This is a genomic window from Phyllobacterium trifolii, from assembly GCF_014192095.1.
In the GTDB taxonomy this organism is placed as follows: Bacteria; Pseudomonadota; Alphaproteobacteria; order Rhizobiales; family Rhizobiaceae; genus Phyllobacterium; species Phyllobacterium trifolii.
This window is the reverse complement of the sequence record NZ_JACHXN010000019.1, coordinates 1-25,228: the sequence shown is the minus strand read 5'-3', so window position 1 is coordinate 25,228 and position 25,228 is coordinate 1. Positions and strand designations below refer to the sequence as shown.

The following is a 25,228-nucleotide window of genomic DNA, read 5'->3' as shown; positions in this document are numbered from 1 at the left end:
TCCATGTTCACGAAGTACGACGTCACCTTTCCGGCAGAGGGAGGGATAGAACTGGCAGCATGGCTATTCCTACCCAAGCGGTCAGATGGAAAGGCACCGGGCATCACCATGGCCCACGGCTATGCGGGCACCAAATACCATGGGCTAGAACAGACCGCAGTAGCTTTTGCGGAAGCGGGCTTCGCGGTCCTTCTTCATGATCACCGCGGGTTCGGAGACAGCGGCGGGGAACCCCGACAGGACGTGAATCCTTGGCAGCAGATCACGGACTGGCGGCGCGCAATCTCATACCTTCAGGACCGGCCCGAAGTGGACGAGGCGAGGATCGGCGTCTGGGGCACGAGCTTTGCTGGCGGCCACGCAATCGTCTTGGGTGCCACCGACCGGAGGCTGAAGGCAGTTGTGTCGCAAGGACCCACGATAGACGGATACGCCACGGGGTTGCGGCGCGTGGCCCCGCAAAAGGTCGCGGCATTGGAGGCTCTGTTTGCGGCTGACGAACGCGCGCAGCTTCGCGGGGAGCCTCCGGCGACGCAGGCGATAGTAAGCGAGGAGGCGACACAGAACTCCTCGTATTACGACGCTGATGCGGTAAAATTCTATCTCCAGCCTCTGCCGGAGGGCATATGGGAGAATAAGGTCACAGTCCGCTCAACTCGCTGGACCCGGATGTACTCTCCCGGCGAATGGATCGAAAGGGTCTCTCCAACGCCGCTCCTGATGCTGGTAGCCGAGCGTGACCACACGGCCGCGACCGACGTAGCTCTGCGGGCATACGAGCGCGCCCTCGAACCAAAGAGGCTCATCATCACGAAGGGCGGCCACTACGACCAGTACCTTGGCGAGGCTGAAAAAGGGGCACAGGCGTCAATCGCCTGGTTCAGGCAACACCTTTGAAACTTGTTTCGAATGACGAATTTTGGTCAAGCAAGAAGGGTAATGAGCCCATGATATCATCAACTTCGATGAAAGCCGTCGCGGTCGCGGGTGGCACTGGGCCTGCCGGGGCGTTGGTGCTTGTCAAGGTACCAGTCCCGGACCCCAGTCAGGAGAAGTGCTGATCAAAGTCCGCGCGGCGGGTGTTAACCGACCTGATGTCTTCCAGCGCGTTGGCCTGTACCCACCGCCGCCAGGTGCTTCAAAAACGCTCGGCCTAGAGGTGTCGGGAGAGATCGCGGCAGTGGGCACCGCGGTGAGCAGATGGAAGGTTGGCGACCGGGTCGCGGCTTTGCTGGGCGGCGGCGGATACGCTGAATATGCTATCGCAGATCAGGGTCTCACTCTCCCTGTACCACGGGGGCTTGATTTCTTGCAGGCTTGTTCTCTTCCGGAGGCGGCCCTTACGGTGTACGCGAACGTCATCGAGCATGGAATGTTGAAGCGTAACGAGACCTTTATGATCCATGGAGCGACCTCGGGTATCGGCGTGATGGCGATTCAGATGGCGAAGGCTATTGGAGCTCGTGTGATAGCGACCGGACGGGGGCCCCGGAAGGTAATCCAGGCGCTAAGTCTGGGAGCCGACATAGCTGGACGCGACTGCTGATGACTTCGTAGATGTCGCAGGTGCATACGGCGGCGTCGATGTCGTCCTCGATATGGTCGGCGGCTCCTATTTTGAAAGGAACCTCCGCGCCCTCAGGCCAATGGGCCGTCTGGTGCAGATCGCCTTTCAAGCTGGCGCAAAGGTGGAGCTGTCACTTCCAGATCTGATGCAGAAGCGTCTGATCATCACAGGTTCCACTCTCCGGTCTCGTAGCCCGGAAGAGAAAGCGCGCCTCGCGGTACAGGTCGAGCATCATGTTTGGCCGATGGTCGAGGTGGGGAAAATCGATTGCATCATCGACCGGACGTTCCCGCTCAAGCAAGCTGCTCAGGCGCATGCCAGGCTCGAAGCAGGCGAACATGTAGGCAAGATCATCCTCACCACGTGATTGCTGTGACCGCGCCGCCGCTCCTGGCGCCCCGCTCTACCATAGATATGGAAGGCAAACCAATGGCCACTCTCTTCGACCCCGTCCAGATCGGCGACCTGCAGCTAAAGAACCGGATCGTCATGGCATCACTGACACGGACGCGCAATTTCAACGAGCGCAGTCCCGGGCCCATCAACGTGAAACACTATGTCCAGCGGGCAAGCGCCGGCCTGATCATCACAGAGGCGACCTCGGTGACGCCGCAGGGCGTTGGCTACCCCGACACTCCAGGCCTCTGGTCGGACGCGCAGATCGCCGGCTGGAGGAGCGTGACCTCGGCCGTTCATGACGCCGGCGGCCTCATCGTCCCCCAGCTACCCGCGCCACGTCGTCGCGACCAGGCTGGGCAGGCGGAAGATGACGTCCGCGATGGGGAAATTGTCGAGTTTTTGAGCGCGTCAGGGCTGATAGGCACCTTTCCTGGGCTTTTCAAGAACTCCAGCTGCTATATCTTCGTATAAGGTGTTCGACGATCGTGACACTTGTATAGTCTCGTGTACAGTTAGACCAAGGCGAAGCGAGAACTGCAATGGGAAGACTCGACACAAGGGGCGGCAATCCCGTGGATAGCGCGGACCTTGACCAGTGAACCACAACCCCGAGGTATTCGCGTTAGCGCCTTCGCTCCCCGACATATTGGCAATGGTATTCTGTCAAGCGCCTGCCTGAGTGTTCGGCAAGTTCAACATGTAAGCCAACAGGCAAAGCAGCAGATCCCAATCGGTCGGATCGGCAGGGCCAGCGATATCGCGCAGGCCGCCCTGTTCTTGGCGTCGAATGAGACTGCATATTGACTGGGATCGAGTGCCGTCAATGGTGGATGGAGAAATCTAGGTGAGATCGGCTGCTTTGCTGGTAGTGATCGCCCAGCCGCAGGATTGATGAACTGTTGCCGCCGTTGACATCCTGAAGACCTGCAATGGCTCGCTAGTCCCACCGCTGCGCAGTGATCGACACCCTACGGCGGCAATGCGCTTCCTCCTCCTTGTTGGATTTTCCTCGAGGCTCTGCTGGTTACAAACGTGACGCCAAAACTTTGTCGACACGGCGATGATCAAGGTCGACGACCTCGAACCGCCATTTCTCGATTTCTATTGCCTCTCCCGTTGCGGGAATCCTTTCGAAGTGATCGATCACAAAGCCCGCTACCGTCTCGTAGTGGCGGTGTTCCGGCAGGTCGAGACCAAGCAGCTCCGCCATTTCATCGACCGGCATCCAACCCGCAAGAAGCCACGATCCGTCGTCCCGCAGCACCGCCTCATTCTCTGACTGATCCTCATCCGAGCGAAACGCGCCTGCAATGGCGTCAAGAATATCGCCGGGGGTCAAAAGTCCCTCAAAGTGACCATATTCGTCATGAACGAGGGCCATTGGCACATCGGCGTTCCGCAGGACCTTGAGCGCCGCCAACGCATCCATCGTATCGGGAATGATCGGAGCGTGCCGCACGTGGTCGCGGATGACCACCGCCGAGGATGCAAGCATCGGCTCGATCATATCCCGAAGCATTATGACGCCGACGACGTTGTCGCGATCACCGTCAAAAGCCGGAAGACAGGAATGGCTGGCTGCGATGAGTTTACGTTTCAATGAGACGGCATCTTCGCCAACGTCGACCATCTCAACCTCGGTCCGCGGTGTCATGACGGCGCGCACGCTGCGATCGCCGAGCCTGATGACACCGGATATCATGGAGCGTTCTGCCTCCTCGATTACGCCGGTGCTGCCCGCCTCGGCAACGATCGTCAGGATTTCCTCGTCGGTGATGGCGCTTTCGGAAGCAGTCGATATGCCAAGGAGCCTGAACACACCGCGCGTCGACGCATCCAAGCTCCAGACGGCCGGCGCAGCGACGAGCGATAGGATGTTCATGGGGCGGGCGATGAAGCAGGCAATACGCTCCGGATTCTTCAAAGCCAGATGTTTGGGAACAAGTTCGCCGATGATTACCGAAAGATAGGTGATGATGCCGATAACGAGAGCATAACCTGCCACATCGGCGATATCGGCGCGCACGCCGACACCAGCCAGGAATACGCTCATGCGCGATCCAAGTGTTGCGCCGGAGAACGCACCCGCGATGATACCGACGAGTGTGATGCCGATTTGAACCGTTGATAAAAACTTCCCGGGATTCTCCGAAAGCGCAATGGCCGCGCTTGCTCCCGCGACACCGCGATCGAGCAACATCTCCAGTCGAGCCTTACGTGCCGAGACCACCGCAAGTTCAGAAAGTGCGAAAACTCCGTTCAGGAGAATAAGAAAACCGAGAACCAGCAATTCAAACATAAGACTTCAGACTAACTCCAGGACGAAACGTTCACAGCCGGATTCGTTAAATGCCCGGCTGCAACGAATTAGGTAATTGCGTCGTTTTAGCCAAGCATAGAAGCTGTCCAACAGGCAATGGAGGTTGAACATGTTTCGTCGAAGCCATAGGGAGCTTGATTTTCTCGGCTATCGTTTCTCTGGACAAGTGGCGACGGCTGTCCTCATAGGACTTTTTTGAGCTCGGCGATAGTCATTGCAAGCCCCGTCTTGTTTATGGCTTTACGATTTCCAGTGAAGAATGTCGCTGGGAGGCGGGTTTTCGGAGCCGCGACGGCGGATGCGGCGATAAAGGAATTGATTACCAGGAGCCCAGAAGGAAATTCGGGATACGCCTTTAGGCGGACAGCCGGATGGCCATGCTTATCGCGGTCCGGATCGGGTGTATTCTGAGAGGACTGACCGAGTTTCCCTCATTACCCCGATCTGCGGTCAGCCTACTTGGGAGGAGGAAGAGGCAAGTTACGGTGATGTGTGTGTCTCGTTCTCCTCTCTCTTTCGCGTTTGATGCGTGACCCGAAGCAGATAGCGACAGCAGCGATCGATCAGCACCGCCCGAGATAAGCACTCGCTGCTTGGAGACCGCTCGTAATCTCAGGGCTGCCACCGGTTTCGTTCCTCGGTGGCAACGACACCGATGTCTCCGGCGTGAACTTCGCCACGGCCAATGACCGCACCTGGGGCGGTGCCGGTGCTGGCGGCAGCTATAACTGGAATGACGACAAATATTCGCTCTACAGCGAGGTTTCCATCAACACCAGCCTGTCCAATTTTGCTGACAGCTACAGTCCCAATGGCACCGCGGGGTTCAGGGTGAAGTTCTGAGGCTCATTGATTCCATAAAAACATTGGCTCTAGGCGTTCTAAATAAACCAGCCAACCAGTTACGCCGGCAAGGCCAATACCGATACAGAATAGGACGCCGTAAAGGTTGTAAGGCGGGTCGTTCCGCCTATCATCTGATCGTCATCGAAATCTATTCGCATAGGATCATTCCCTGCGTATGATTTGGCCGTCATGCAATTCAAAGATGCCGCTGGCTCCACCTTGGGCAAAGAAATCACTTTCCAAATCCATCCATCTCCCTAGCACTCTGTCACATGAGCTACATTGAAAGTGTGGGCCTGCACTTCGCCCGGGATGCGCAGATAGATCGTTCCGCACTTTGGGCATTCAAGTCTGTGGTCGAGGCGTTTGTTCATCGTCACCTCCCAATCGTCCAAACCAATTTACGCTTAATTTTCCTTGCTACAATCGTATGTCCACCGGTGGACAATTGTGGCGGAAGGGGGGAACAAACCTCCTCCCGGCGTGTTCCAAACCATAACGGGGTAGGGCGACCAGTGGTATCATGGCAATCTAATTCAATGGCAACCGCCCAATGGCTGAGGCGCGGTATGGGGAACTACGAATTTCAGGAGGCAATGAGGTCAGGCCACTTTCCCATTGCCACGGATGAGGCATTTCGGATCCTGCTTGCCAGATTGGAGCGGGCAGAGTTTGATCAAATTAGGTCTTAGTTCCCAGCAGGAAACTTTATCGGCGGCAACCCCTGGAGAGAGCGCAATTTGTTTGCGGTTGAAACTGAAAGGTTCGTCCACGTATCGGCAATGTCTGCCGCGGCTTTGAAAAGATCGTCATCAATATCGTCGCGTTGTTGCACCACCATTGATGCGGGAGCCATATGGGCACGCATCGACGGCGCGCATTCGCGGGTCGATCCTGACCGCTCGACCACGCAGACAGACTATGATTACAACACCTGGAGGTTGCAGTCGGGCCTTGACGGCAAGCTCTACGAAAACCAGTCCGGTACACTGATGGGCGGCGTGACGTTCCAGTCTGGCGAGATTTCAACCGACGTTTCCTCCTGTTCGGCAAGGGTTCCATCGACACCGACGGCTACGGTTTTGGCGGCACGCTGACCTGGCTTGGCCAGAACGGCTTCTATGTCGACGGGCAGACGCAACTCAACTGGTACGACAGCGATATAACCTCCGACACACTGGGCCAATCCTGCCCTTGCAATTGGTTTGTTGGGAGCACTCGTCGCCTTTGCTGTCCTCGGGCGGTTTCAATTTGGCAAACACCTCGAACAAGAGCTGTCTCAAACAATTACGCCCGATTCAAGCTGAAAGCGATACCGGTCTGCCCGGAAATACAGGATGACATACTCGATCGGTTGCGGGTCTTCGACAAATGAACTGCGGCGAATAATCAGCACGGGAGCACCTGGGGCCACATGGAGATGACCTGCCATTTCTGCCTGGACAACCGCTGCCTCGATGTATTCTGAGGCGCGAACAACTTTTGCTCCAAACTCGCGATGGAGCCATTCGTATAACGAGCCTTCGTTGAGCGTCCTTATGGAGGGGGGAGGTTTATCCTGGAGGAATTTTGGGGAGAGCCACGATACGGCAAAGCCAATTGGGGTTCCATCGGCCTTTAATAGTCGCCGCGATTGATAAATTGACGAGTTTACTTTTACTCCAAGCGCCTCTGCAACTTCTGCTGAGGCACGAACCCGGCCGGCGAACAACGTTTCATGCGATGGCGTGAACCCGCGACGCCGCATGTCATCAGAAAAGCCGAGCATCTCGTTGGCCGGCTGGTCGATTCGTGGGTTTAGGACGATCGAGCCTTTGCCGGATTTGCGAACAATCAGACCTTCCTGTTCAAGTCTGTCTAGGGCCGCGCGAGAAGTTGACCGGCTGATGCCGAAGACCTCATTCAACTGGGTCTCGGAGGGCAATGCGTCTCCCGGCTTGAAAATCCCTGTGGCAATAGCATCACGCAAACGCTCCGCAATCTGAAACCACAGCGGAAGAGGACTGGACTCGGGAAGCGGTTTGTTCCACATTGCAGTCATATCGTACGAACGTCATGACAATGCAAGTGGAGTTTATGCAAGATTGTGTGCTGTCCAGACCATTCAACGCTCATTTCCCGACCTCACGATATAGGCAATCATCCAACTTCGAACTCTGCAGATTTATCGGACAAACCAACAAGTTAAAAGGCACCTTCACGCATGTCTGAACCTATAAAACTTCTATTTGCCGGTGAGTCCTGGATGACGCATAGCATACATGTGAAAGGTTTCGATTCTTTCGAAATGTCCTCCTATCATGAGGGCGGAACCGAAATGATCGCAGCCCTTTGCGATGCTGGCGTGGATGTGACATACCAGCCGAGCCATATTGCTGCAGACAGTTTTCCGACAAGCAAGGAAGAACTCGATAAGTTCGACGTGGTGGTCCTCAGCGATATTGGCGCGAACACACTTCTTCTACCGGACCGCACAATCATACGATCGGAGCGATCAGGCAACCGGCTGCAGTTGCTTGCCGATTTTGTGCGCGGTGGTGGCGGTTTGCTGATGGTTGGCGGATATCTGACCTTTCAGGGCATCCAGGCCAAAGGTAATTACAAAGATAGTCCGGTCGAAGGGATTCTGCCTGTTTCACTTCAAGCATCTGATGACAGGAGCGAACAGCCGCAGGGTATCCGGCCCGAGATTGTCGATACGGCACATCCTACAGTTGCTGGTCTGACCGAGTGGCCGCATTTTCTAGGATTCAATAAGTCTACCTTGCATCCCGATGCTCATCTTGTGGCACGTTTTGGCGACCAGCCCTTCATCGCAGTGCGTCAACCCGGCGCTGGACGGAGCGCCATCTTTTCATCCGACTGTGGCCCCCACTGGGGTCCGCCGGAATTCGTAGCGTGGGAAGGTTATCCCATACTCTGGCTCAATATCGTGAGTTGGCTCGCCAAACGATAAGGAGCCCACTCGTATCCACCAAACAGAAGGAGCGTATCAAGCTTTCCAGAACTACCGTTCATCAATGTATCGCCATCAAGGCAAAGGGGAACCAAAGCATGTTGAAACGTTTGCTCACCATTTTATCAATCGCCGTCCTGCCTCCCGCATCTTCCGCATATGCAGAGGACGCCCAGCCTATCTCGCAGAAGACCTGTACGCAGCTCTTGGCGGATTACAAACAGCTCCCATTCACATCGGTTCTGCCGCTTGACGAAGGTCCGATTGCTATTGGTGGAGATACCAAAGATATTACCATCGGCTTCTCGCAGACTGCATTCAACCATCCCTGGCGTGTCTCGATGCTGGAGTCGCTCCAGGCTGAAGCCTGCCGTCACCCTAACGTCAAGCTTGTTATACTCGACGGCAACGTCGATGTCGCCAAGCAGAGCAACGATGTCCGCGATCTATTGGCCCGCGGTGTGAATGCCGTTCTGCTTAGCCCCGTAGAATCGGCTGCCCTTGTCCCGGCGGCGAGAGCCGTCCAAAGCGCCGGCATACCGCTTATCGTCATGGACCGCGACGTGCCAACGGACAAAACGCTGTTTATCGGCCAAAGTAATGTCACCATGGCGGAACAAGTCGCTGAGCACATGGCCAAGGATCTTGGCGGGAAGGGCAATATCGTTGTCATTACCGGCCTCAAGGGATCTTCTCCAGCTGTGGATCGTGATCAAGGCATGAAGAATGTCCTGGCAAAATATCCGGATATCAAAGTCCTGGCTGTCGGCGATGGCCAATGGATACGCGAACCGGCGGTACCCCTCATGGAGGATTTCCTGACGGCGCATTCGGATATCAACGCTGTCTTCTCGCACGCGGAGGAATCGTCTTGGGGCGCGCAGCTTGCCATTGCACGGGCAAAGCGTTGTGGCGATCACATCCGGCATTACACATTTGACGGTTCCAATGCCGGATTCAAATCCGTCAAAGCCGGAACCTTCAGCGCTGATGGAAACTATACCCCGTTTATAGCGGATGTCGGTCTCCGTGCCGCACTTTACAAATTAATGGGGAAGGAAATACCCGGCACGCAAGATTACGATATGCCCGGCAAGCGCCTTCAGTTACCGGATTCTCCGACAGTGGTGGCCGACAATGCCGATGAATGGATCGGTCGTGGCTGGGGCAACTTTGAGCCCACGCTTGATCCGTGCAAGTAACGCGAGACAGTCCTGGCCGGGATATGAATTCTGGCCAGACAACTTGTGATGCTCGCTCACGCATAGTGCAGGACAATCGGAATGGACAAAATCCTTCTTGAAGCTGTAGCGCTGACGAAGGCGTTTGACGGAAATGTTGTACTTTCCGGCGTGGATTTTACGGTCCATGCCGGAGAAGTCCACGCTGTCGTCGGTGAGAATGGCGCTGGAAAGTCGACACTGATCAAGACATTGGCGGGCGTTCACAGGCCTGACAGAGGAAAGTTGCTGATTGAGGGTGTCGAAACGACACTTCGATCGCCCCGGGATGCGATTGCCGAGGGTGTTGTTGTGATCCACCAGGAGTTGTCTCTCGCTCCGCATCTATCAGCGGAGGAGAATATTTTTCTTGGCCACTTTCCACACACAAGGTGGGGTTTGGTGGACCGCAGGCGCATACGGGAGCATACCAGGGAACTCTTGAAACGGCTGATGATCGATATCGATCCTGTACGTCCCGTCGGGGAACTTAGTATTGCCCAGCAGCAGATGGTGGAGATTGCCAAGGCCATTTCCTTCCAGGCAAAAGTGCTCATTCTCGATGAACCGACAGCTGTCCTCGACGAAAGCATGGTGTCGACGCTATTTGACCTGGTGGCAAAACTAAAGACTGAGGGAATAGGTATTGTTTTCATTTCGCATCACCTCGAGGAAATTTTTCGCATTGCTGACACGGTAACCGTATTGCGGGACGGGTCGCGAACCGGCGTCAGTAAGGTTTCAGCGATTGACCAGGATTGGCTGGTAGCCAGGATGATCGGGAGAGAATTTCCGATCCATGATGTACAGGTTCGCGAATTCGGCTCGCCCGCCCTCGAGGTTAGCCATCTCGGCCTTCGGGGCACTTTCGATGACGTATCTTTCATCGCGCGCCAAGGCGAGATTGTGGGATTGGCAGGCCTCATCGGCGCGGGGCGAACCGAAGTAGCAAAGGCCGTTGCCGGGATAATCCGCCCGACATCCGGAACAATCAAGGTTTTCGGTAAAGCTGTGCGATTGCGCAGTCCAAATACTGCCGCCAGGTTCGGCATTTCCTATGTCAGCGAAGACAGAAAGACGCTTGGTCTCTTACCCAACAGATCTGTCCTGGAAAACGCGACCATTTCTAATCTGGCCCGCTTTCGCAAACTCGGCTTTTTAAACCGTTCATTGGAACGGCGCTACGTCAAAGGGGCCGTCAAGCGGCTTGACGTCCGCATGTCAGGCCCCGATGCGGAAATCCGTACTCTCAGCGGCGGAAACCAACAGAAGGTTCTCATCGCCCGGGCCCTTGCCGTCGAACCACGTATTCTCATCTTCGACGAACCCACAAGAGGAGTCGATATCGGTGCAAAAAGCGAAATCTACAGCTTGATCAATGAATTGGTCAGGTCTGGCATGTGCGTCATCCTCATTTCATCTGAGATGGAGGAGATTCTGAGACTGGCGGACCGGATCGTGGTTTTGCGCCGGGGCAAAGTTGCAGTCACCTTGTCGCGCGATGAAGCAAGCGAAAACACAATCATGCGAGCGGCCGCTTTGGCCGAATGATCCATAACCGGAAGATTCAATTCAAATGCTGAAAACTCCTACGTCTTTCCAAACCTACTCCGTGTCAGCCGCCAGGATATGGCGGAGAGTAGGCGTATTGGCTGCCCTCATTATCCTTGTGATCGCGGCCTCTTTTCTCTCCGACAGGTTTTTGACACCGGCGAACCTTTTGAACATTCTGCGGCAGGTGGCCATTGTCGGCATTCTCGCGATTGGCATGACCTTCGTCATTTTGACGCGCGGGATTGATCTCTCGGTCGGATCTATCCTCGGACTGTCAGTTGTCATCTACGCAGGTCTTTTAGAAACTCACAGCATGGCGATTGCTATCCCGCTCGGACTATTGGTGGCAATGGCCGCAGGTCTGGTCAATGGTCTGGGTGTCGCATCTGCTGGCATACCACCGTTTATCATGACACTTGGAATGCTGTCTTTCGCACGTGGCCTAGCTTTTCTCTACACTGGCGGTACGCCCATCCCGATCCTCAACGAAGCCTTTTATGATCTTGGCAACGACTACCTGTTCGGTATCCCCATTCCATCGCTCATCCTTCTCGCAATCCTTGCCGTTAGCGCAATAATTCTCTCCCTCACGGCATTCGGCCGCAGTGTCTACGCCATCGGGTCCAACGAAGAAGCGGCGAGACTGTCGGGTGTTCCGGTGCGCCTCTACAAGATCATCGTTTATGTCATAGCTGGCGGGGTTTCGGGATTGGCCGGGCTCGTTTATGCCTCGCAGCTGAGCATCGGCACACCAATCGCAGGCCAAGGCTACGAACTTGATGCGATCGCCGCTGTTGTTGTCGGCGGCACCTCACTCTTTGGCGGTAAAGGCTCCGTTGGGGGCACGTTTCTTGGCACTTTGATTATCGGTGTTCTGGCAAACATCCTCAACCTTACGGGCGTCGACCCCTATGTACAGCAACTCTTCAAGGGTGCCCTAATTGTTGTTGCCGTATATTTCATGTCTCGGTCTGGCCGGTCCTGATGCGAAATTCAAATCTCTCGTCCCTAGCATCCATTGCAGATCATTTGGCCAACCTTTCAGAAAAGTTGCGGGATATGCAACCGGGCGTCGACGCCTACATCACCCCCGACAGGATTGCCCGCTATCTGACGGCAATCGCTGACACACCTGCACCATCAACGGCAGCAACTGCCATGCGCGCGCCGGTCCTGCAAGATCTTCTCAGAAGCGACGGGGCATTGAAAGACGGGCAGCTGGTTCTTGATTCCAACTTTCGCAATACAGCCAGCACGGTATTGATTGCAGGTGACCAGTCATTGCCAAAGCCCCTATGGTATTTCGCACATATGGACACGATCAGTTACTTGACGCGACCGTTCGATGGACGCAGATTCCCGCTTGTCCCATTCTGCTACCATCTCACCATTAATGGAACACGGCAGGCACAAGCCTACCGTTACGATCTGCTGAACGAGCGTTACTTTGTCGTCGACGACGGCTGGATTGAGTCGGAATTGGGAAATGCCTTTTTTAGGCCAAAGGATCAATCGACCCGTCTTCGACCAGGGGATCGCGTGGTTCCGGTAACGCCGTGCTTGCCGCAGGAGGATGGATATTGGACCGGGCATTTTGACAATGCCGGCGGAGTGTCCGCGCTGGCAGTGGCCGCTCCACTCTTGGCCGAAGCGGGTGTCAATGCGCTGTTCGCTTTCCCGGATGAGGAAGAAGGACCGACCGGATCCGGTAATCAGGTCATGGGTAGGGGAGGATCACGCATCATCGATCAGCTTCCGCCTCCGGATCTGGCGATCATTGCCGATATGCAGCAGGCCGGTATGACCTTGAACACGGAAGAAATGACCTCCGAGCCCCAGAATTCCGTACGCATAGGCGAGGGTGCAGTCCTCAGTGAATTCTCGAGTCTTGCCCGAGGCGCGGTGACGCCACCAAGCTTATATGCATTGGCGCGGCATTTAATCGATCTCTTGCCGGGACTGGGTACAAAGGTTCAAGAATCCAACAACATTTACACCTCACGTAGTGACGATATCAGCGTGATGCTAAAGACGCCCAATATTCTGCTCCTTGGATTCCCTGGCATAAACCGCCACTTCGATCTCGCTTCACCTCAGGCCGCTCTCTCGGACATCGTGGATCTATCCAAAGCCCTTGTCTATGCGGCAATGCTCCAGCCAGTTATCCGTTGTCTGAATGACCGTGGAGGCCACGTATGATAAACGTTGTCACTATTGGTTGGCTGACAACGGACGATATTATCCTCGCCAACGGCACATGCTCGATGGCCGTGCAGGGCGGAGGCGCACTCTATTCGGCGGTGGGCGCTCACATATGGAGCGAAGGGGTTGGCATTCACTCAGTGGCCGGCAAGCCTTATTTTGCTCAAACATGCAGGCTGATTGAAGAACGCGGGATTGACGCGTCAGGCATCGGTCAATGCCAAGGCAATGGCCTGGAATTGTGGTTGCTGCATGAGAGCGACATTCACAAACAGCAGGTACCAAAACTTTCCTCTTCCGATGCTCTCGGTCTTGATGAACAACGCGGGCCGCTACCGGAATCTTACGCCCGAGCCAGCGCGTTCCATATTGCTCCGCAGGGGCCCGCGAGTTCCATTTCCAATGCGAAAAAACTTGGCTCACTAAAAACCAAACCAATTTTGGCGATGGACATTCTGTCCGACAATTTCATCGAATCTTCGATGTACCTTGAACTGGATTTCCTCTCCCATCTTACGGCCTTCTTGCCAAGCCAAGCGGAGATTGAGCGCATATGGCAGCCATCCAGCCTTGAATCCTGGCTTCAGGAAAATGCTATTCGTTACAAATGCCATATGGTTGCCAAGCTTGGAGCGCGAGGGTCGCTTGTGTGTGAGGCTCGAACGGGAACGCTCACCCACGTGCCCGCACTGCCCGCCAATGTCAGGGACACTACCGGGGCTGGAGACGGTTATTGCGGTGGATTTGTCGCAGGATTGGCTGCAGGCAAGTCTCCAGTCGGCTGCGCGGCAATGGCGACTGTCTCCTCATCCTACATCGTGGAAGCATCCGGTGCGCTGGCCACCAAGCAGCCAACAGCCGACGAGAAACTGACAAGGCTGCAAATAGTGGAGGCAGCAATACGCCCGCTGTCTTCCGGCGGCAGTCGATCATGAACTCAATAAATTGGAAGCAAGATGCTTATCTCGGAACAACGATCATCCTACCTCGACAAAATTTTCAAGATCAGAAAGCCACTGATCGGGGACGTCCATCTTTTGCCTCTCCCTGGAACCCCGCGATATGCAAATGAAACGATGGAAGCAATTATCAGTCGGGCGTTGAGCGATGCAGATGCCTTCGTTGCGGGTGGTATGGACGGCATCATTATAGAAAACCACGGCGATATTCCGTTCTTGAAACCACATGAAATCGGCCCGGAAATCATCGCGGCAATGACGGTGATTACAGATAGAGTGGCGCGCAATGTTGGCGTTCCTGTTGGCATAAATCTTCTCGCCAATGGTTCGATTGGATCGCTTGCGATCGCGAAAGCCAGCGGGGCTAAATTTGTCCGCGTCAACCAGTGGGTAAATGCCTATGTCAGCAACGAGGGTATTATCGAAGGAGAAAGCGCGAAGGCGCTGCGTTACCGCAAACAGATCGACGCACAGGATGTTGCCATATTTGCAGATGTGCATGTGAAACACGGATCGCACGCCATCGTCGGGGATCGTTCGATCGGTGAGCAGGCCGCTGACGCGGAGTTCTACGGTGCGGATGTTACCATTGCCACCGGAAATCGTACCGGAGACTCTGTGCCCGAGACCGAAATCTCTGCAGTGCGCAGCGGAACACAGCTACCCGTGATTGCGGGAAGCGGGATTACGGCAGGCAATGCTGGCGAACTCTTGCGTAAACTTGACGGCGCGATCGTTGGTTCAAGCCTCAAGTTCGATGGTGTCTGGTGGAACGCCGTTGAGATCGAGCGGGTCCGCAGGCTGGTGGAGCAAGTCAGGCCTTTGCGCGACAATGCCGACTGATGATGAGCGATGAGGAATTACGGCCATGGCGACCTCCGATCTGACAGAGCTCTATGCAAGAAGCGATGCGCTTGAACTCGCGATGCTGGTGCGCCAGCGTCAGGTGACTCCAGTGGAACTATTGGACACCGCGATCGCTATTGTCGAAGCGCTAAATCCGCGGCTCAACGCAATGGTAATCGAAACTTTCGATTTGGCACGTAAGGCAGCCTTAAATCCACCTGTAGGAACGTTCGGTGGCGTCCCGTTCTTTTTGAAGAATATTGGATCTATGTGGCGTGGAACAAGTCTGACGAACGGACTTAGTTACATGCGGGATTTCGTCTGTGATCATGATTCAGATATGGTCAGCCGGATCAAGGCCGCCGGTTTTCTGCTGCTCGGTCGCACCAATGCGCCGGAGGGGGGCTGGTCGATTGGAACAGAACCGCGGCTGTACGGACCTACACTAAATCCGTGGAATCCAGAGATAACATCGGGAGGTTCGAGCGGGGGGGCAGGAGCTGCTGTTGCCGCCCGCATGGTGCCGCTCGCAGAGGCATCGGATGGCGGCGGCTCCATTCGCGTGCCAGCATCATGCTGTGGGCTCGTCGGTCTGAAGCCCTCACGGGGGCGCATCACGTATGGTCCGGAAACCGTTGATCTTTGGCACGGTAGCATTGCAACATTATGCGTAACACGCACAGTCCGGGACACAGCTGCTTACCTTGATAGTGTTGCAGGCTCGGTACCCGGAGATCCCTATATAGCACCCATGCCCATAAGCCCGTGGTTGAGCCAGCTGGCGATTCCACCCAAAGGGTTGCGCATTGGTTATGCACTCAAGCAGCCTTGGGGGGAGCCATACGCTCCCGAGGTTATGGACTCCCTTCAAGCAACGCTTCGCTTATGCGCAAATCTCGGTCACCACGTGGAACAACACGAATTGTCAGTCTCCCTCGAAGCGGCTTGGCTGCACTATAATGTCATCAATGCCGTGGAAACTGCGGCCGATTTCGATAGACTAGCAGGCGTCAGCGGCAGACCGGTGGAACAACAGGAACTTGCCCCCTTCAATTGGTCCTTATTGGAATACGGTCGATCTCTCTCTGCAATCGACTATGCTCATGGTATCGCGGCCGTCAGAAAAGCAAGTCAAGAAATCGCGAAAGACCTTGCCGCGTACGATGTCTTCATCACCCCAACTTTAACTCAGACTCCACGTCCTGTCGGTTATTGGTCGATGGAAGACGGTGATCTCAAACGATATTTACATCGTTGGTCCGATGCTGGCTATTTGTTTGGGTTCAACATGTCCGGTCTGCCGGCCATGTCAGTCCCCGTGGCCGAAACGCACAGCGGAATTCCTGTCGGGGTGCAATTGGTCGGGCGTTACGGAGATGAAGCCACTCTGCTGCGGCTTGCTCATACTATGGAACAGGAGTTGCATTGGGACAAACGTCGGCCTCCCATAAGTGCCCCATAGTTTCGGGTGCTATCAGCCACGATCCTTGGAAGGTGCCTCCGCGTGTGCGTAGGCGTTTCTTAGCGGAACATGTTGTTTGGCAGACCCCCATACATCGCAGCCTGGCTCAAAAAACCAGTCCAAGGCCTCGATGGGCTCCCAGAAGCGACAGTGGTGTGTTGTCCATGATCAGGAATTTTGGGGACCTAATATCTTCAGGACCAGCCGTCTCGATCATTTGGCTCTCAGTTTAGGAAAGCGTGTCCGCACAGCCGCAAGCTCCTGATTTACCGCCTTCTTGGTTTTTCCAGACAAAGCGTCTTCGGCCATCTTTCGGGCGGCGGCCTTAAAGTCGGATACGTCATAACCGAGTGGATCTGGAAGATGATGAACGGTTACAGCCCGTTTAGCCTTTAGGTCGTTAGGCACCTTTTCGCCGGCCGCTTCCTTTAGACGGCGAAATTCCTCCACCGACAGCAGAATGTTCCTGGGCTTTCCGTGGGATGTAATAACGACAGCATCGCGAGACGCTGCTCTTTGGACGTCGCCGATCTGTTTTTGAAGTTCGATTGACGAGAATGTGAGCATGATCGCCTCCTTAAAATATATATTATATGTATTTTGTATCCCTTGTAAATGATCAGTTGCCGCTTCGTCTTCGAGTTTTGTTTGAAGCCATCAGTCTAGTGCATATCGCTAACGACATCTTTTGGATACAGCACGATCGCCCATTTCGGTGCGAAAGCACACGCTTGATCGCTCGGTGAATTCCAAATCATCAGTTGCGATCGAGATACCCAAGGCGAACAGCGCTTTTCGGTCGCTCGGTCAGAATGGTGCGCCATGGCATGCATGATTGTCGCTATTGAGTATCGCCTGTTCTGGACAACACTCGCACCATAAGCCGAACGAAACGGTGATCAAAGCTAGCTTCAACACACCCCTGGCAATGTTCTCGATCTGTGCTTCGAAGATCGCATAACGTCTTCTGTGGTTACCGCTCGGGATGCAAGAAGACGGCGCGGTTGCGCTGCAAACGTCTAGCCCAGCCAGTTTTCGATCCGCAGGGCGCGGACGCGCGTGAACTCCCCGGTATTGGCCGTCACCAGCACCGCCCCAAGTGCATAGGCATGGGCGGCGATGAACAGGTCATTCGGGCCGAAGGGCTTTCCAGCTGCTTCCAGTTCGGCACGGATACCGCCATATTCGGCATCAGCGGGCACATCGAGCGCTAGCACCTGCAAGCTCCCAAGGATGGCCTCGATCTGCGCCATCAGCTTCGGAGATCCCTTCTTGGCGCAACCATATCGCAACTCTGCGGCCGTGATGATGCTGATGCAGATCGCATCCGGTCCAACTTCGGCGATGCGTCTGGTGACAGCGCCATGCGGGTTGCGCGCCAGTTCGGACACGATGTTGGTGTCCAGCATGTAGCGGTTGCTCACAGGTCGATATCCTTCAGCGGCAACAGGGTATCATCAATCTCGGGGAACTGATCTGCAGGCCCGAGCGGTTCCAGACCGGCCAGTACTTCCAGCAGGTTCTTGCGGCGCACCGGCTCGATGATGAGCCGATCACCCTCACGATGGATCATCACTCGGTCGCCGGGAAGCTCGAAGTCGGCCGGGATACGCACGGCCTGGCTCTTGTTGTTGCGGAAGAGCTTGGCCTCCCTTGACGGCTCTGGCTCATGGTGTCGGAGTTGGGGCATGTTGACCTCTTTTTGCATATACAAAGACATATACATTGTGCCGAGGTAGATTACAAGTAGCTGGCGGCCGGGTATCCTATCGAATGAAGGCGGCGCGGCTGCGCCGCTCTCTGTTTGTCGCGGACCAGAGCGCTCTCTGTGATCTCGATCTCCAATCTTTGCGGCGGGAGCCGCCGGTGAACACGTGTGCAGCTTGCTCACTAGACGAGATATCAATTTTTTCCCGTGCAGGACGCGCAAAAACACTCGCGCGGTCCGACCGTTTGTTTCTATGGTTGGTTTTTTGATGGTATGCGGTAGGTCAGAGCTCAATTCAGTCAAGCTAAGTGCTTGTCAATGAATATTTTTTGGTTCTGCCGCTTAAAAGCTGTCAAGTAGACATCATTAGTTAGGCTTACTGCGGATACAAAGAGCAACGGCGCAGGGCAGGTCGCCGATAGCGACCTTGCCTTCGCAGCTAGCCGCAGTGTATGCGCGATTTGACAGTAGTTTTCACATCGGCGATTTGGTGGCGGCGCGCGCGCTCCTTCATGGACGTTGAACTGCTGTTGATCAGAATTGTAGCCTTTAAGGCACCAATCAAATTCGTCACAAATCAGGAATTATCGGCATTTTCAAAGGAAGGTTTATCCGCAGGTTGCGGCTCTGAACAAACGCCGAAGTCAAGGACTTCTTGTGCTTGAATTTGTTCGTCCGCGAGACCGATCCGGTTCGTGTCCCACGGCATTCTCAAAGTTCAAATATTCACGGTTTAACAATGCTTATAGGACTCACTGCCACGCGTTTGATCCGAAATTGAGGATGTTTGCAAGCCTGCTGGTTTCGATACTATTTGATTACGAAATGAAGTCTGGCACGATCGGTCCTGTAGATAGCTACGAAATATTCAATAGGATCGTCGCCATCTCCGTAAGAGCAGGACTCAATTGAAACCAAAGGCCTATTAGCTGGAACTTGCAGCAACTGCGCTTCTTCTGCGGTTGGCGTATAGGCTTCGATCCACCTTTCAGCGCGCTTGAGGCTGATGCCATATTGTCGGCGGAGGGTTTCATAAAGTGAGCGGTTTTCGAGCGGCAGCGCTTCAATTCCTGGTACTGCACTTTGGCGCAGACTGATGCGCACGAGGGTTCTCGGTTCCCCATCGACAATCATAACGCGATCAATCAAAACAACGCGCTCATCCCTTTCGAGCCGCAGCAGTTTGCGCGCCCGCGAGGTGGGAAGGGCTACTTCCTGGCGAATCACACGACGTGTTACCAGCTTGTTCTTGCCCATCAACTCATCGCTGAAACCAACTGTTGATCCAATAAAATCCTGTTCATCACGCCGTTCCGCGACGAAGGTCCCCTTTCCCTGATGCTTGTACACCAAACGTTCGAAGACGAGTTGCTTCAATGCTTCACGCACAACCGTTCGGGAGACATCAAATGTTTCGCAAAGCTCGGTTTCGGAAGGAAGTTTTGAACGAGGCTCCATCCTGCCGTCTGCAATCATCTCGATTATCGAAGATTTTACCTGTGCCCATAGTGGCGTTCCGCCGTCACTTATCGGGCGACGTTCGGGAAGGCGCCTGTTCGCCGTTTTGGTGACCAACTTTCGTTGTTTTACAGATGTATTCATATCGGCAAGGGTATCCGAACATGATGGCGCAAGCGAAGCGAATCGATCGTCTGGTGAATTTCATGTTCCATGTGAGCTTCATGCCATTTCAATGTTGAAGCAGCTATGCCGGCGACTTCCCGGATAACCCCGTCACTTGCCTTGTTCTCAAATGCCATCAATGTCCGTCGCAAAATAATATCGGCAAGCCTGGTCACGCGTTCATTTTTAACGATCCAAACGATTTCGCCAACAAAATAGTCTGGTGCAAAGGTTAGACGCTCATGATTGCAGGCTTCAACCTCGGCAGCAATAGCTTCGGCAGTGCTGCCGTAGCGGTTGAACAGCCTTATTGCGTCATCAACCTCCATGCGGCGAGATCGTGCGAGCGCCTGGCTCCTTGTCGCCACGTCATGCGGCTTTGGCGAAAACCCTTTGCCTCCGCCAACTTCAACCTCAAGAGTGTCGTGGATCCTTAACCTGCCGCAATGTCGCAATACCACATCCGACATCTGCGCCGCGCACGCCCGATAAGTGGTCCATTTGCCACCGACCAAACTCACGACAGCGAAAGGGCGGTCGTCATCAGGGCCAAAAGTCGTCAGGAAATGATCGCGACTAATTGCACCAGTGGCTCCGCCATCATTATAGGGAAGGGGTCTAACGCCAGCATAGGAAAACACCATGTCTTGCCTTCTTGGCTTCACGCCCGGCAGCACCTGCTCCAAAACCTCGAACAGGTAGTCGATCTCATTGTCGGAGCAAACCGTATCGTCTGGATCGCTGGTTCGCAGGTCAGTCGTCCCGAGCAAAACGTGCCTTTTATCGAGCGCATAAATCAGGCAGGCGCGATGGTCGTGAGTCTCGAAATATAACATTAGACCATCCAGTTTTAGAGCGAGATCTGGTCTGTCAAGGACAACATGCGAACCCTTCGTACCTCCCATAAGGCGACGATCGATACCAAGGCCGCGGTTAACCTGATCGACCCAGGGGCCAGCGCAATTAACGACTATCGAAGGCTGCAACCAAAATGATTGCCTGCCGATCTCATCGTAAAGTTCGACCTTGCCGTCAATCGTACTCCGCAAAGACATGTATGGTATCGCGATCGATTCAGGGCAATCGCGTTCGGCGTCCCCGGCCAGCTCGAGCGCAAGTCTTTCTGGATGTGTTACGCGCGCATCGTAGTATTCGGCAACAGCCCGCACCTTTTTTGAAAGCTGGGATAGACGTTTCCTTACTTCTTTGGATCCCACGAGCCGATGGCGCGGCATTGTCTGATTGGCCTTGCCGAAGCGATCGAAAAACGAAAGTCCGAGCTTTATGACGAAGATGCCTTTGGCACCTGGCGTTTTCTTCAGCCGCAGGAATCGCAATGCTGCCGAGAATGCGCCGCCCACCCAACTGAATGCGGGCACCCATACCCGCAAGGGATGGACGAGGTGCGATGCGTTGAGAAGCAGGTGATTGCGCTCGATAACCGACTCTTTCACCAATGCGAATTCACCGGTCTCGAGATAACGCAGACCGCCGTGAATAAGCCGGGATGGAGCCGCACTTGTACCAGACGCAAAGTCTCCTTTGTCGATAAGCACTGCTGGACAGCCCTGCAGCGCCAGATCACGGTACAGCCCCAGCCCATTAACTCCGCCACCGACAATCAAGATATTGCCTGAGCGACCCTGTATTGCATTCAATCGCTCAAGAACATCAGCTCTGGTTCGCATTGCTACGCCCTCCCTCGGGTCCAACTCCGCCGTTCAATGGCAAGTCGGTTGCGTAGACTTATAATTACAAGTCAGAGTTTTGGAAAGCAGCTCTCGGATGTAAAGAACACGAAAATTTGCCAAAAATGCCAATGTGGTTGACAAAACCATCAATTCTTTCGGAAACGGAAATGGGTGATTGACTATTATAAAAGTTTGGATAGGCTAACTCATAATAACAAGTTGTCGTGATCCAAAGTGAGAATTTTGGCAGTGCTCAGAGGAGTGGGCGAGTAAAGCGGCAAGAGGGAGGAGAAATGCGTGAGCGCCTCATCGGCATAGACGCCGGCGGGACAATGACGAAGGTTGCCCTGTTCGATCCTTTCGGAAACGAACTGGCATGCGAGCGTCGCCCGAACAAAATGTTGTTTCCCAAAGCGGGCTGGACCGAACGCGACGCCGACGCCATGTGGCAGGCGACGTGCCAGGCGATCCGAAGCGTGATGGAGAAGACCGGCACTGCGCCGGAGCAAATCATTGCGATCACACCATCAGGATTTGGAGCAGGTGTCTTCATCGTCGACAAGGAAGGGCGACCGGTGCGCAACGGCGTTGTTTCCACTGATTCCCGCAGCGCTGCCCTGATTGATGAATGGTCGAAGGCAGGACTGTCGAAGGATCTTTCGACACACATACAACAGCAGATATGGCCCGGACAGACCTTGGCTCTGCTGGCATGGTTCTCGCGATTTGAACCGCAGACACTCCACCGCGCCGCACACGTCCTCCTATGCAAGGACTTTTTGAGGATGCGGCTGTGTAACGATATTTCCACGGATGCAACGGACGGCGGCTGTGCCGGTATTATTGATGTCAATACCGGTACAATCGCGAGCACCGCACTTGAACAGCTCGGCCTCGGCGAGTGGATCGGTAAGCTGCCGCCGGTCTTGCCATCGACAGATATTGCCGCAGGTCTGAGCGAAGCTGCCTCACATCAGACTGGGTTGATTGCCGGTACGCCCGTGGCGCGGGGCGTTTACGATGTAGTGGGCTGCGCACTTGCGTCAGGTGTCACGGCTCCCAACCAGCTGGCCGTTGTGGCGGGAACATTCAGTATCAACTCCACCCTACATCATCGCCCAACCTTGAACCCCCTGCCGACCATTCAAGCGGCCTACCCGGTTGCCAGGACCTTTCTTGCGACTTCAGCCACGCCCACATCGGCAAGCAACCTGGAATGGATGTGTAAGACGATGCTTTCAGCAGAGGGTGATCGCGCCTTGCAGGAAGGTAAATCCATCTATGATGTTTGCAACGCATTGGTAGATATCGCCCTCAAGAAGGACAACGATATTTTGTTTTTCCCTTTCCTTTTTGGCGGTCCTCAAGGTGCTCCTGGAGGCTTTCTCGGTCTGACGGCTGACAACGATCTAGGTGACGTAATGCGAGCCGTCTATGAAGGCATTGTCTTTGCGCACAAGTACGACCTCGAGACCCACCTGAAAGGACCTGATGCGGCCATCCCCGACGTCGTGCGGCTCGCTGGAGGACCGTCGCGGAGCAACGTGTGGGCGCAGATGTTCGCGGACGGCTTAAACCTTCCCGTTGAGATAGCCAACGGTACGGAATTCGGTGCCAAGGGTGCTGCCATATGCGGCGCTGTTGCAAGCGGGCTTTATGCGGACATTGAAACGGCAATCGAGAAAATGGTCGTGGTCGAACGGCGCTTTGATCCCGTTACCGAAAGGGTTTCTGCGATTGAAGAAAAGTATTCCACCTACAAGGAAACGGTCACCAGCATCGCCGCCATCTGGAACAAACCGACAAGAAGCAAAACGTCGCCCCCGCCGGGGAGTCAACGCGCCTTGGCACACGAACACACACAAACACGCAGGGAAGAATTGTAATGGCTCATATAGGAGATCTGGTATCGGAAATGCTGGCGCAATATGGCGTGGAGCTCATATTCGGCATGCCCGGCGGCCAGACGACAGCGTTGCATGACGGCATCTCTCGCCGTACCGACCGAATTCGTCATATCTTGATGCGCGATGAGCGCAATGCGGCCTACGCCGCTGACGCTTATGCGCGGTTGACCGGGAAGCCCGGTGTTTGCGATGTGACAGTCGGTCCGGGAGCCAATCTGCTCTCCGCTGGATTTGTAGAAGCCCTGAATGCCTCCATTCCAATGATTGGCATTGTCGGTGAATTGCCGCTCGACTGGCTGCCGCTTAAGGACAAAGGAATTGCCTCCCAAGGCTTTGACCAGCTGACTTTCTTCAAATCCATTTCAAAGGAAGCTTGGCTGGTTCCATCCGTGGCAGCGCTGCCCGAACTGATCCGGACAGCGTTTCGCACAGCCACGTCACCGCGCCAAGGTCCGGTGGCGTTGATTATTCCACACGACATTTTTGATGCCGAATGGGATGAAGAGAAAATCAAGATTGCAATCGACGATCGAGCGATCCGTGCGCCCTACCTGCGCTCGGCGCCGCCTGCAGGTCCGATCCAAGAGGCTATCAGCCTTATTCGCAGGGCCAAACGTCCGGCACTGGTGTGCGGCGGAGGCGTACATGGATCGGACGCAACCGGGGATGTTGGTGTTTTCGCAGAAAAGCTCCAGGGCCTCGTAGTCACCAGTTTGACGGGCCGCGGCGCTGTGGCAGAGACGCTGCCATACGCCGCTGGCGCATTGAATCCACTTGGTTCCTGGGCAGCTATCGAGCTGATCAAAGAGGCCGATCTTGTGATCTGGTGCGGCTCGAAAGCCAGCCAGAATACCGCGATGAATTGGACATTGCCTCTTCCGGAACAGGCTACAATCACCATCGATGCTGACCCGTTGGAGCATGGACGAACCTTCCGTCCGACAGTCCCGCTGTTCGGCGATGTTCGCGAGACGCTTAGTCTGTTGAACGCTGCGCTCGATAATCAGTCGCATCCTCAATGGATCGAGCGGATTAGCGCGGTAAAGGCGGAAGGCGAAGAACAAAAACGCATCGAGATTGTTAGCGACCAAGTTCCGATCTCGCCGCCACGTGCAATGTTCGAGCTGGCCAAACGACTTGGTGAAGACGATATCGTGATCTCTGATGCCAGCTTCTCTGCGGGATGGATCGCCAATTTTCTCCCGGCCAAAAAGGCCGGCCGTAGCTTCCTTTATGCACGTGGACAAGGCGGACTGGGATATTCGACCCCCGCGGCCGTTGGTGCAGCTGCCACACGCCCTGGTGTCCGTGTCGTGACCGTGGCCGGAGATGGAGGGTTTTCCTACACGATCGGCGAATTGGCGAGCCAGCTGCAACACAAGCAACGGGTTGTGAATATTGTCCTGAACAATGGTCGGCTCGGCTGGATTCAGCTGTGGCAGGATATTTTCTTCAAGAACGTTCAATCTGCACTGTTGGAGAACCAAAGCTGCAAGCCTGGATTTGCAGCTGCAGCGCAGGGATTGGGTCTCGAAGGCTTTTACGTCGAAACACCCGACCAGATCGGGCCGGCGCTGGACAAGGCTTTCGCTTGCGACGGTCCATCCGTTGTTGAAATTCGCATCGATGATCTTGCAACGCCCATCCACAGTTTCAAACGGCGGATGAAGGAGGGGGCGAGCGAACCACGGCCCCGGCCCGGAACCGTCTACAAACTGAGAGACTGGAAGATATCGCCAGCACTGGAGGAGTAGGCATGGCCGGCGATCCAAAGTGTGGAGGGGCTTAAGGATTCACCGCATTTCAGATCTCTTGTGGAGGCCGAAGAACTGAAATGAACAAGGCTCAGAATGAAAGCATTTGGGAGGAGTAGGAATGTTGGAACTGCGGAATGTATCCAAGGTAGTGGGCGGAAAACCCCATCTCAGCGATATTTCGCTGACTTTGGAACATGCGACGCTGAATGTC

25 protein-coding genes are annotated in these 25,228 nt (G+C 54.9%); 18 read left to right on the top strand and 7 right to left on the bottom strand.

Annotated elements, in window-relative coordinates; translation table 11 throughout:
• Positions 1–3: 3 nt before the first annotated feature.
• The 5 genes from FHS21_RS23005 (at position 4) to FHS21_RS31605 (ending at position 2,770) form a co-directional block, all read left to right on the top strand.
• Positions 4–897, top strand: a complete 894-nt coding sequence (locus FHS21_RS23005; RefSeq protein ID WP_183664138.1) for an alpha/beta hydrolase — start codon at positions 4–6, stop codon at positions 895–897.
• A 157-nt stretch (positions 898–1,054) separates the two neighbouring features.
• Entirely contained in the window at positions 1,055–1,546 is a 492-nt protein-coding gene (locus FHS21_RS31405) for an alcohol dehydrogenase catalytic domain-containing protein (RefSeq protein WP_376772191.1), read from the top strand.
• Entirely contained in the window at positions 1,530–1,934 is a 405-nt protein-coding gene (locus tag FHS21_RS31400; protein WP_312879918.1) for a zinc-binding dehydrogenase, read from the top strand. The genes FHS21_RS31405 and FHS21_RS31400 overlap by 17 nt, the downstream gene beginning before the upstream one ends.
• Positions 1,935–1,996: 62 nt before the next feature.
• A complete protein-coding gene (locus FHS21_RS22995; RefSeq protein ID WP_281386138.1) occupies positions 1,997–2,437 on the top strand; it encodes an oxidoreductase in 441 nt (146 codons plus the stop codon).
• 63 nt (positions 2,438–2,500) lie between these two features.
• Positions 2,501–2,770 carry an SDR family oxidoreductase gene (locus FHS21_RS31605; RefSeq protein WP_376772193.1) on the top strand — a complete coding sequence of 90 codons (270 nt, stop codon included), beginning with the start codon at positions 2,501–2,503 and terminating at the stop codon, positions 2,768–2,770.
• Between the two features lie 220 nt (positions 2,771–2,990).
• Here FHS21_RS31605 and FHS21_RS22985 read toward each other — a convergent pair whose 3' ends face one another.
• Positions 2,991–4,265, bottom strand: coding sequence for a hemolysin family protein (locus FHS21_RS22985; protein WP_183664134.1), 1,275 nt, complete (start codon positions 4,263–4,265; stop codon positions 2,991–2,993).
• Between the two features lie 687 nt (positions 4,266–4,952).
• On the opposite strand from FHS21_RS22985, the gene FHS21_RS22980 reads away from it, so the two are divergent.
• The 3 genes from FHS21_RS22980 to FHS21_RS31600 all read left to right on the top strand — a co-directional run bounded on the left by FHS21_RS22980 (position 4,953) and on the right by FHS21_RS31600 (position 6,507).
• Positions 4,953–5,129 carry a hypothetical protein gene (locus FHS21_RS22980; RefSeq protein WP_162702087.1) on the top strand — a complete coding sequence of 59 codons (177 nt, stop codon included), beginning with the start codon at positions 4,953–4,955 and terminating at the stop codon, positions 5,127–5,129.
• Between the two features lie 743 nt (positions 5,130–5,872).
• Positions 5,873–6,229, top strand: coding sequence for an autotransporter outer membrane beta-barrel domain-containing protein (locus FHS21_RS22975; protein ID WP_183664132.1), 357 nt, complete (start codon positions 5,873–5,875; stop codon positions 6,227–6,229).
• Entirely contained in the window at positions 6,175–6,507 is a 333-nt protein-coding gene (locus FHS21_RS31600) for an autotransporter outer membrane beta-barrel domain-containing protein (protein ID WP_183664272.1), read from the top strand. Before FHS21_RS22975 ends, FHS21_RS31600 begins: the two co-directional genes overlap by 55 nt.
• On the opposite strand, the gene FHS21_RS22965 is transcribed toward FHS21_RS31600, so the two are convergent.
• Positions 6,412–7,164, bottom strand: coding sequence for a GntR family transcriptional regulator (locus FHS21_RS22965; protein ID WP_162702089.1), 753 nt, complete (start codon positions 7,162–7,164; stop codon positions 6,412–6,414). The genes FHS21_RS31600 and FHS21_RS22965 overlap by 96 nt on opposite strands.
• Before the next feature lie 171 nt (positions 7,165–7,335).
• Here FHS21_RS22965 and FHS21_RS22960 point away from each other — a divergent pair, with 171 nt between their 5' ends.
• The 8 genes from FHS21_RS22960 to FHS21_RS22925 all read left to right on the top strand — a co-directional run bounded on the left by FHS21_RS22960 (position 7,336) and on the right by FHS21_RS22925 (position 16,331).
• A complete protein-coding gene (locus FHS21_RS22960) occupies positions 7,336–8,088 on the top strand; it encodes a glutamine amidotransferase (RefSeq protein WP_183664130.1) in 753 nt (250 codons plus the stop codon).
• A 98-nt stretch (positions 8,089–8,186) separates the two neighbouring features.
• Positions 8,187–9,290 carry a substrate-binding domain-containing protein gene (locus FHS21_RS22955; protein ID WP_112532050.1) on the top strand — a complete coding sequence of 368 codons (1,104 nt, stop codon included), beginning with the start codon at positions 8,187–8,189 and terminating at the stop codon, positions 9,288–9,290.
• A gap of 81 nt (positions 9,291–9,371) precedes the next feature.
• Positions 9,372–10,859, top strand: a complete 1,488-nt coding sequence (locus tag FHS21_RS22950) for a sugar ABC transporter ATP-binding protein (RefSeq protein ID WP_183664128.1) — start codon at positions 9,372–9,374, stop codon at positions 10,857–10,859.
• Positions 10,860–10,956: 97 nt separating this feature from the next.
• Positions 10,957–11,847 carry an ABC transporter permease gene (locus FHS21_RS22945; RefSeq protein ID WP_246411149.1) on the top strand — a complete coding sequence of 297 codons (891 nt, stop codon included), beginning with the start codon at positions 10,957–10,959 and terminating at the stop codon, positions 11,845–11,847.
• Positions 11,848–11,921: 74 nt separating this feature from the next.
• Entirely contained in the window at positions 11,922–13,061 is a 1,140-nt protein-coding gene (locus tag FHS21_RS22940) for a hypothetical protein (protein WP_158482321.1), read from the top strand.
• Positions 13,058–13,999, top strand: a complete 942-nt coding sequence (locus tag FHS21_RS22935) for a carbohydrate kinase family protein (protein WP_183664124.1) — start codon at positions 13,058–13,060, stop codon at positions 13,997–13,999. The genes FHS21_RS22940 and FHS21_RS22935 overlap by 4 nt, the downstream gene beginning before the upstream one ends.
• 21 nt (positions 14,000–14,020) lie before the next feature.
• Positions 14,021–14,866, top strand: coding sequence for a BtpA/SgcQ family protein (locus FHS21_RS22930; protein WP_112532055.1), 846 nt, complete (start codon positions 14,021–14,023; stop codon positions 14,864–14,866).
• A gap of 25 nt (positions 14,867–14,891) precedes the next feature.
• The gene (locus tag FHS21_RS22925; protein ID WP_183664122.1) at positions 14,892–16,331 is read left to right on the top strand and encodes an amidase; all 1,440 of its coding nucleotides are present in this window, start codon (positions 14,892–14,894) and stop codon (positions 16,329–16,331) included.
• Between the two features lie 213 nt (positions 16,332–16,544).
• Here FHS21_RS22925 and FHS21_RS22920 read toward each other — a convergent pair whose 3' ends face one another.
• The 5 genes from FHS21_RS22920 to FHS21_RS22900 form a co-directional block, all read right to left on the bottom strand.
• A complete protein-coding gene (locus tag FHS21_RS22920) occupies positions 16,545–16,898 on the bottom strand; it encodes a type II toxin-antitoxin system prevent-host-death family antitoxin (RefSeq protein ID WP_183664119.1) in 354 nt (117 codons plus the stop codon).
• Between the two features lie 452 nt (positions 16,899–17,350).
• Entirely contained in the window at positions 17,351–17,755 is a 405-nt protein-coding gene (locus FHS21_RS22915; protein WP_183664117.1) for a type II toxin-antitoxin system VapC family toxin, read from the bottom strand.
• A complete protein-coding gene (locus FHS21_RS22910; RefSeq protein ID WP_112532060.1) occupies positions 17,752–18,021 on the bottom strand; it encodes an antitoxin in 270 nt (89 codons plus the stop codon). The genes FHS21_RS22915 and FHS21_RS22910 overlap by 4 nt, the downstream gene beginning before the upstream one ends.
• An 828-nt stretch (positions 18,022–18,849) precedes the next feature.
• The gene (locus tag FHS21_RS22905) at positions 18,850–19,641 is read right to left on the bottom strand and encodes a GntR family transcriptional regulator (protein WP_183664115.1); all 792 of its coding nucleotides are present in this window, start codon (positions 19,639–19,641) and stop codon (positions 18,850–18,852) included.
• Entirely contained in the window at positions 19,638–21,350 is a 1,713-nt protein-coding gene (locus tag FHS21_RS22900) for a glycerol-3-phosphate dehydrogenase/oxidase (protein ID WP_183664113.1), read from the bottom strand. Before FHS21_RS22900 ends, FHS21_RS22905 begins: the two co-directional genes overlap by 4 nt.
• Positions 21,351–21,646: 296 nt before the next feature.
• On the opposite strand from FHS21_RS22900, the gene FHS21_RS22895 reads away from it, so the two are divergent.
• Both FHS21_RS22895 and FHS21_RS22890 read left to right on the top strand, forming a co-directional pair.
• On the top strand, positions 21,647–23,239 hold the full coding sequence (locus FHS21_RS22895) for an FGGY-family carbohydrate kinase (protein ID WP_112532064.1): 1,593 nt from the start codon (positions 21,647–21,649) through the stop codon (positions 23,237–23,239).
• Positions 23,239–25,014: a thiamine pyrophosphate-binding protein gene (locus FHS21_RS22890; RefSeq protein WP_112532065.1), complete on the top strand. Its 1,776-nt coding sequence runs from the start codon at positions 23,239–23,241 to the stop codon at positions 25,012–25,014. The genes FHS21_RS22895 and FHS21_RS22890 overlap by 1 nt, the downstream gene beginning before the upstream one ends.
• Positions 25,015–25,228 lie beyond the last annotated feature (214 nt).

Coding starts and splice junctions, on each gene's coding strand:
- FHS21_RS23005 (WP_183664138.1), top strand. CDS start 4: ATGTTCACGAAGTACGACGTCACCTTTCCGGCAGAGGGAGGGATAGAA.
- FHS21_RS22995 (WP_281386138.1), top strand. CDS start 1,997: ATGGCCACTCTCTTCGACCCCGTCCAGATCGGCGACCTGCAGCTAAAG.
- FHS21_RS22985 (WP_183664134.1), bottom strand. CDS start 4,265: ATGTTTGAATTGCTGGTTCTCGGTTTTCTTATTCTCCTGAACGGAGTT.
- FHS21_RS22965 (WP_162702089.1), bottom strand. CDS start 7,164: ATGTGGAACAAACCGCTTCCCGAGTCCAGTCCTCTTCCGCTGTGGTTT.
- FHS21_RS22960 (WP_183664130.1), top strand. CDS start 7,336: ATGTCTGAACCTATAAAACTTCTATTTGCCGGTGAGTCCTGGATGACG.
- FHS21_RS22955 (WP_112532050.1), top strand. CDS start 8,187: ATGTTGAAACGTTTGCTCACCATTTTATCAATCGCCGTCCTGCCTCCC.
- FHS21_RS22950 (WP_183664128.1), top strand. CDS start 9,372: ATGGACAAAATCCTTCTTGAAGCTGTAGCGCTGACGAAGGCGTTTGAC.
- FHS21_RS22940 (WP_158482321.1), top strand. CDS start 11,922: ATGCAACCGGGCGTCGACGCCTACATCACCCCCGACAGGATTGCCCGC.
- FHS21_RS22935 (WP_183664124.1), top strand. CDS start 13,058: ATGATAAACGTTGTCACTATTGGTTGGCTGACAACGGACGATATTATC.
- FHS21_RS22930 (WP_112532055.1), top strand. CDS start 14,021: ATGCTTATCTCGGAACAACGATCATCCTACCTCGACAAAATTTTCAAG.
- FHS21_RS22925 (WP_183664122.1), top strand. CDS start 14,892: ATGGCGACCTCCGATCTGACAGAGCTCTATGCAAGAAGCGATGCGCTT.
- FHS21_RS22920 (WP_183664119.1), bottom strand. CDS start 16,898: ATGCTCACATTCTCGTCAATCGAACTTCAAAAACAGATCGGCGACGTC.
- FHS21_RS22910 (WP_112532060.1), bottom strand. CDS start 18,021: ATGCCCCAACTCCGACACCATGAGCCAGAGCCGTCAAGGGAGGCCAAG.
- FHS21_RS22905 (WP_183664115.1), bottom strand. CDS start 19,641: ATGAATACATCTGTAAAACAACGAAAGTTGGTCACCAAAACGGCGAAC.
- FHS21_RS22900 (WP_183664113.1), bottom strand. CDS start 21,350: ATGCGAACCAGAGCTGATGTTCTTGAGCGATTGAATGCAATACAGGGT.
- FHS21_RS22895 (WP_112532064.1), top strand. CDS start 21,647: ATGCGTGAGCGCCTCATCGGCATAGACGCCGGCGGGACAATGACGAAG.
- FHS21_RS22890 (WP_112532065.1), top strand. CDS start 23,239: ATGGCTCATATAGGAGATCTGGTATCGGAAATGCTGGCGCAATATGGC.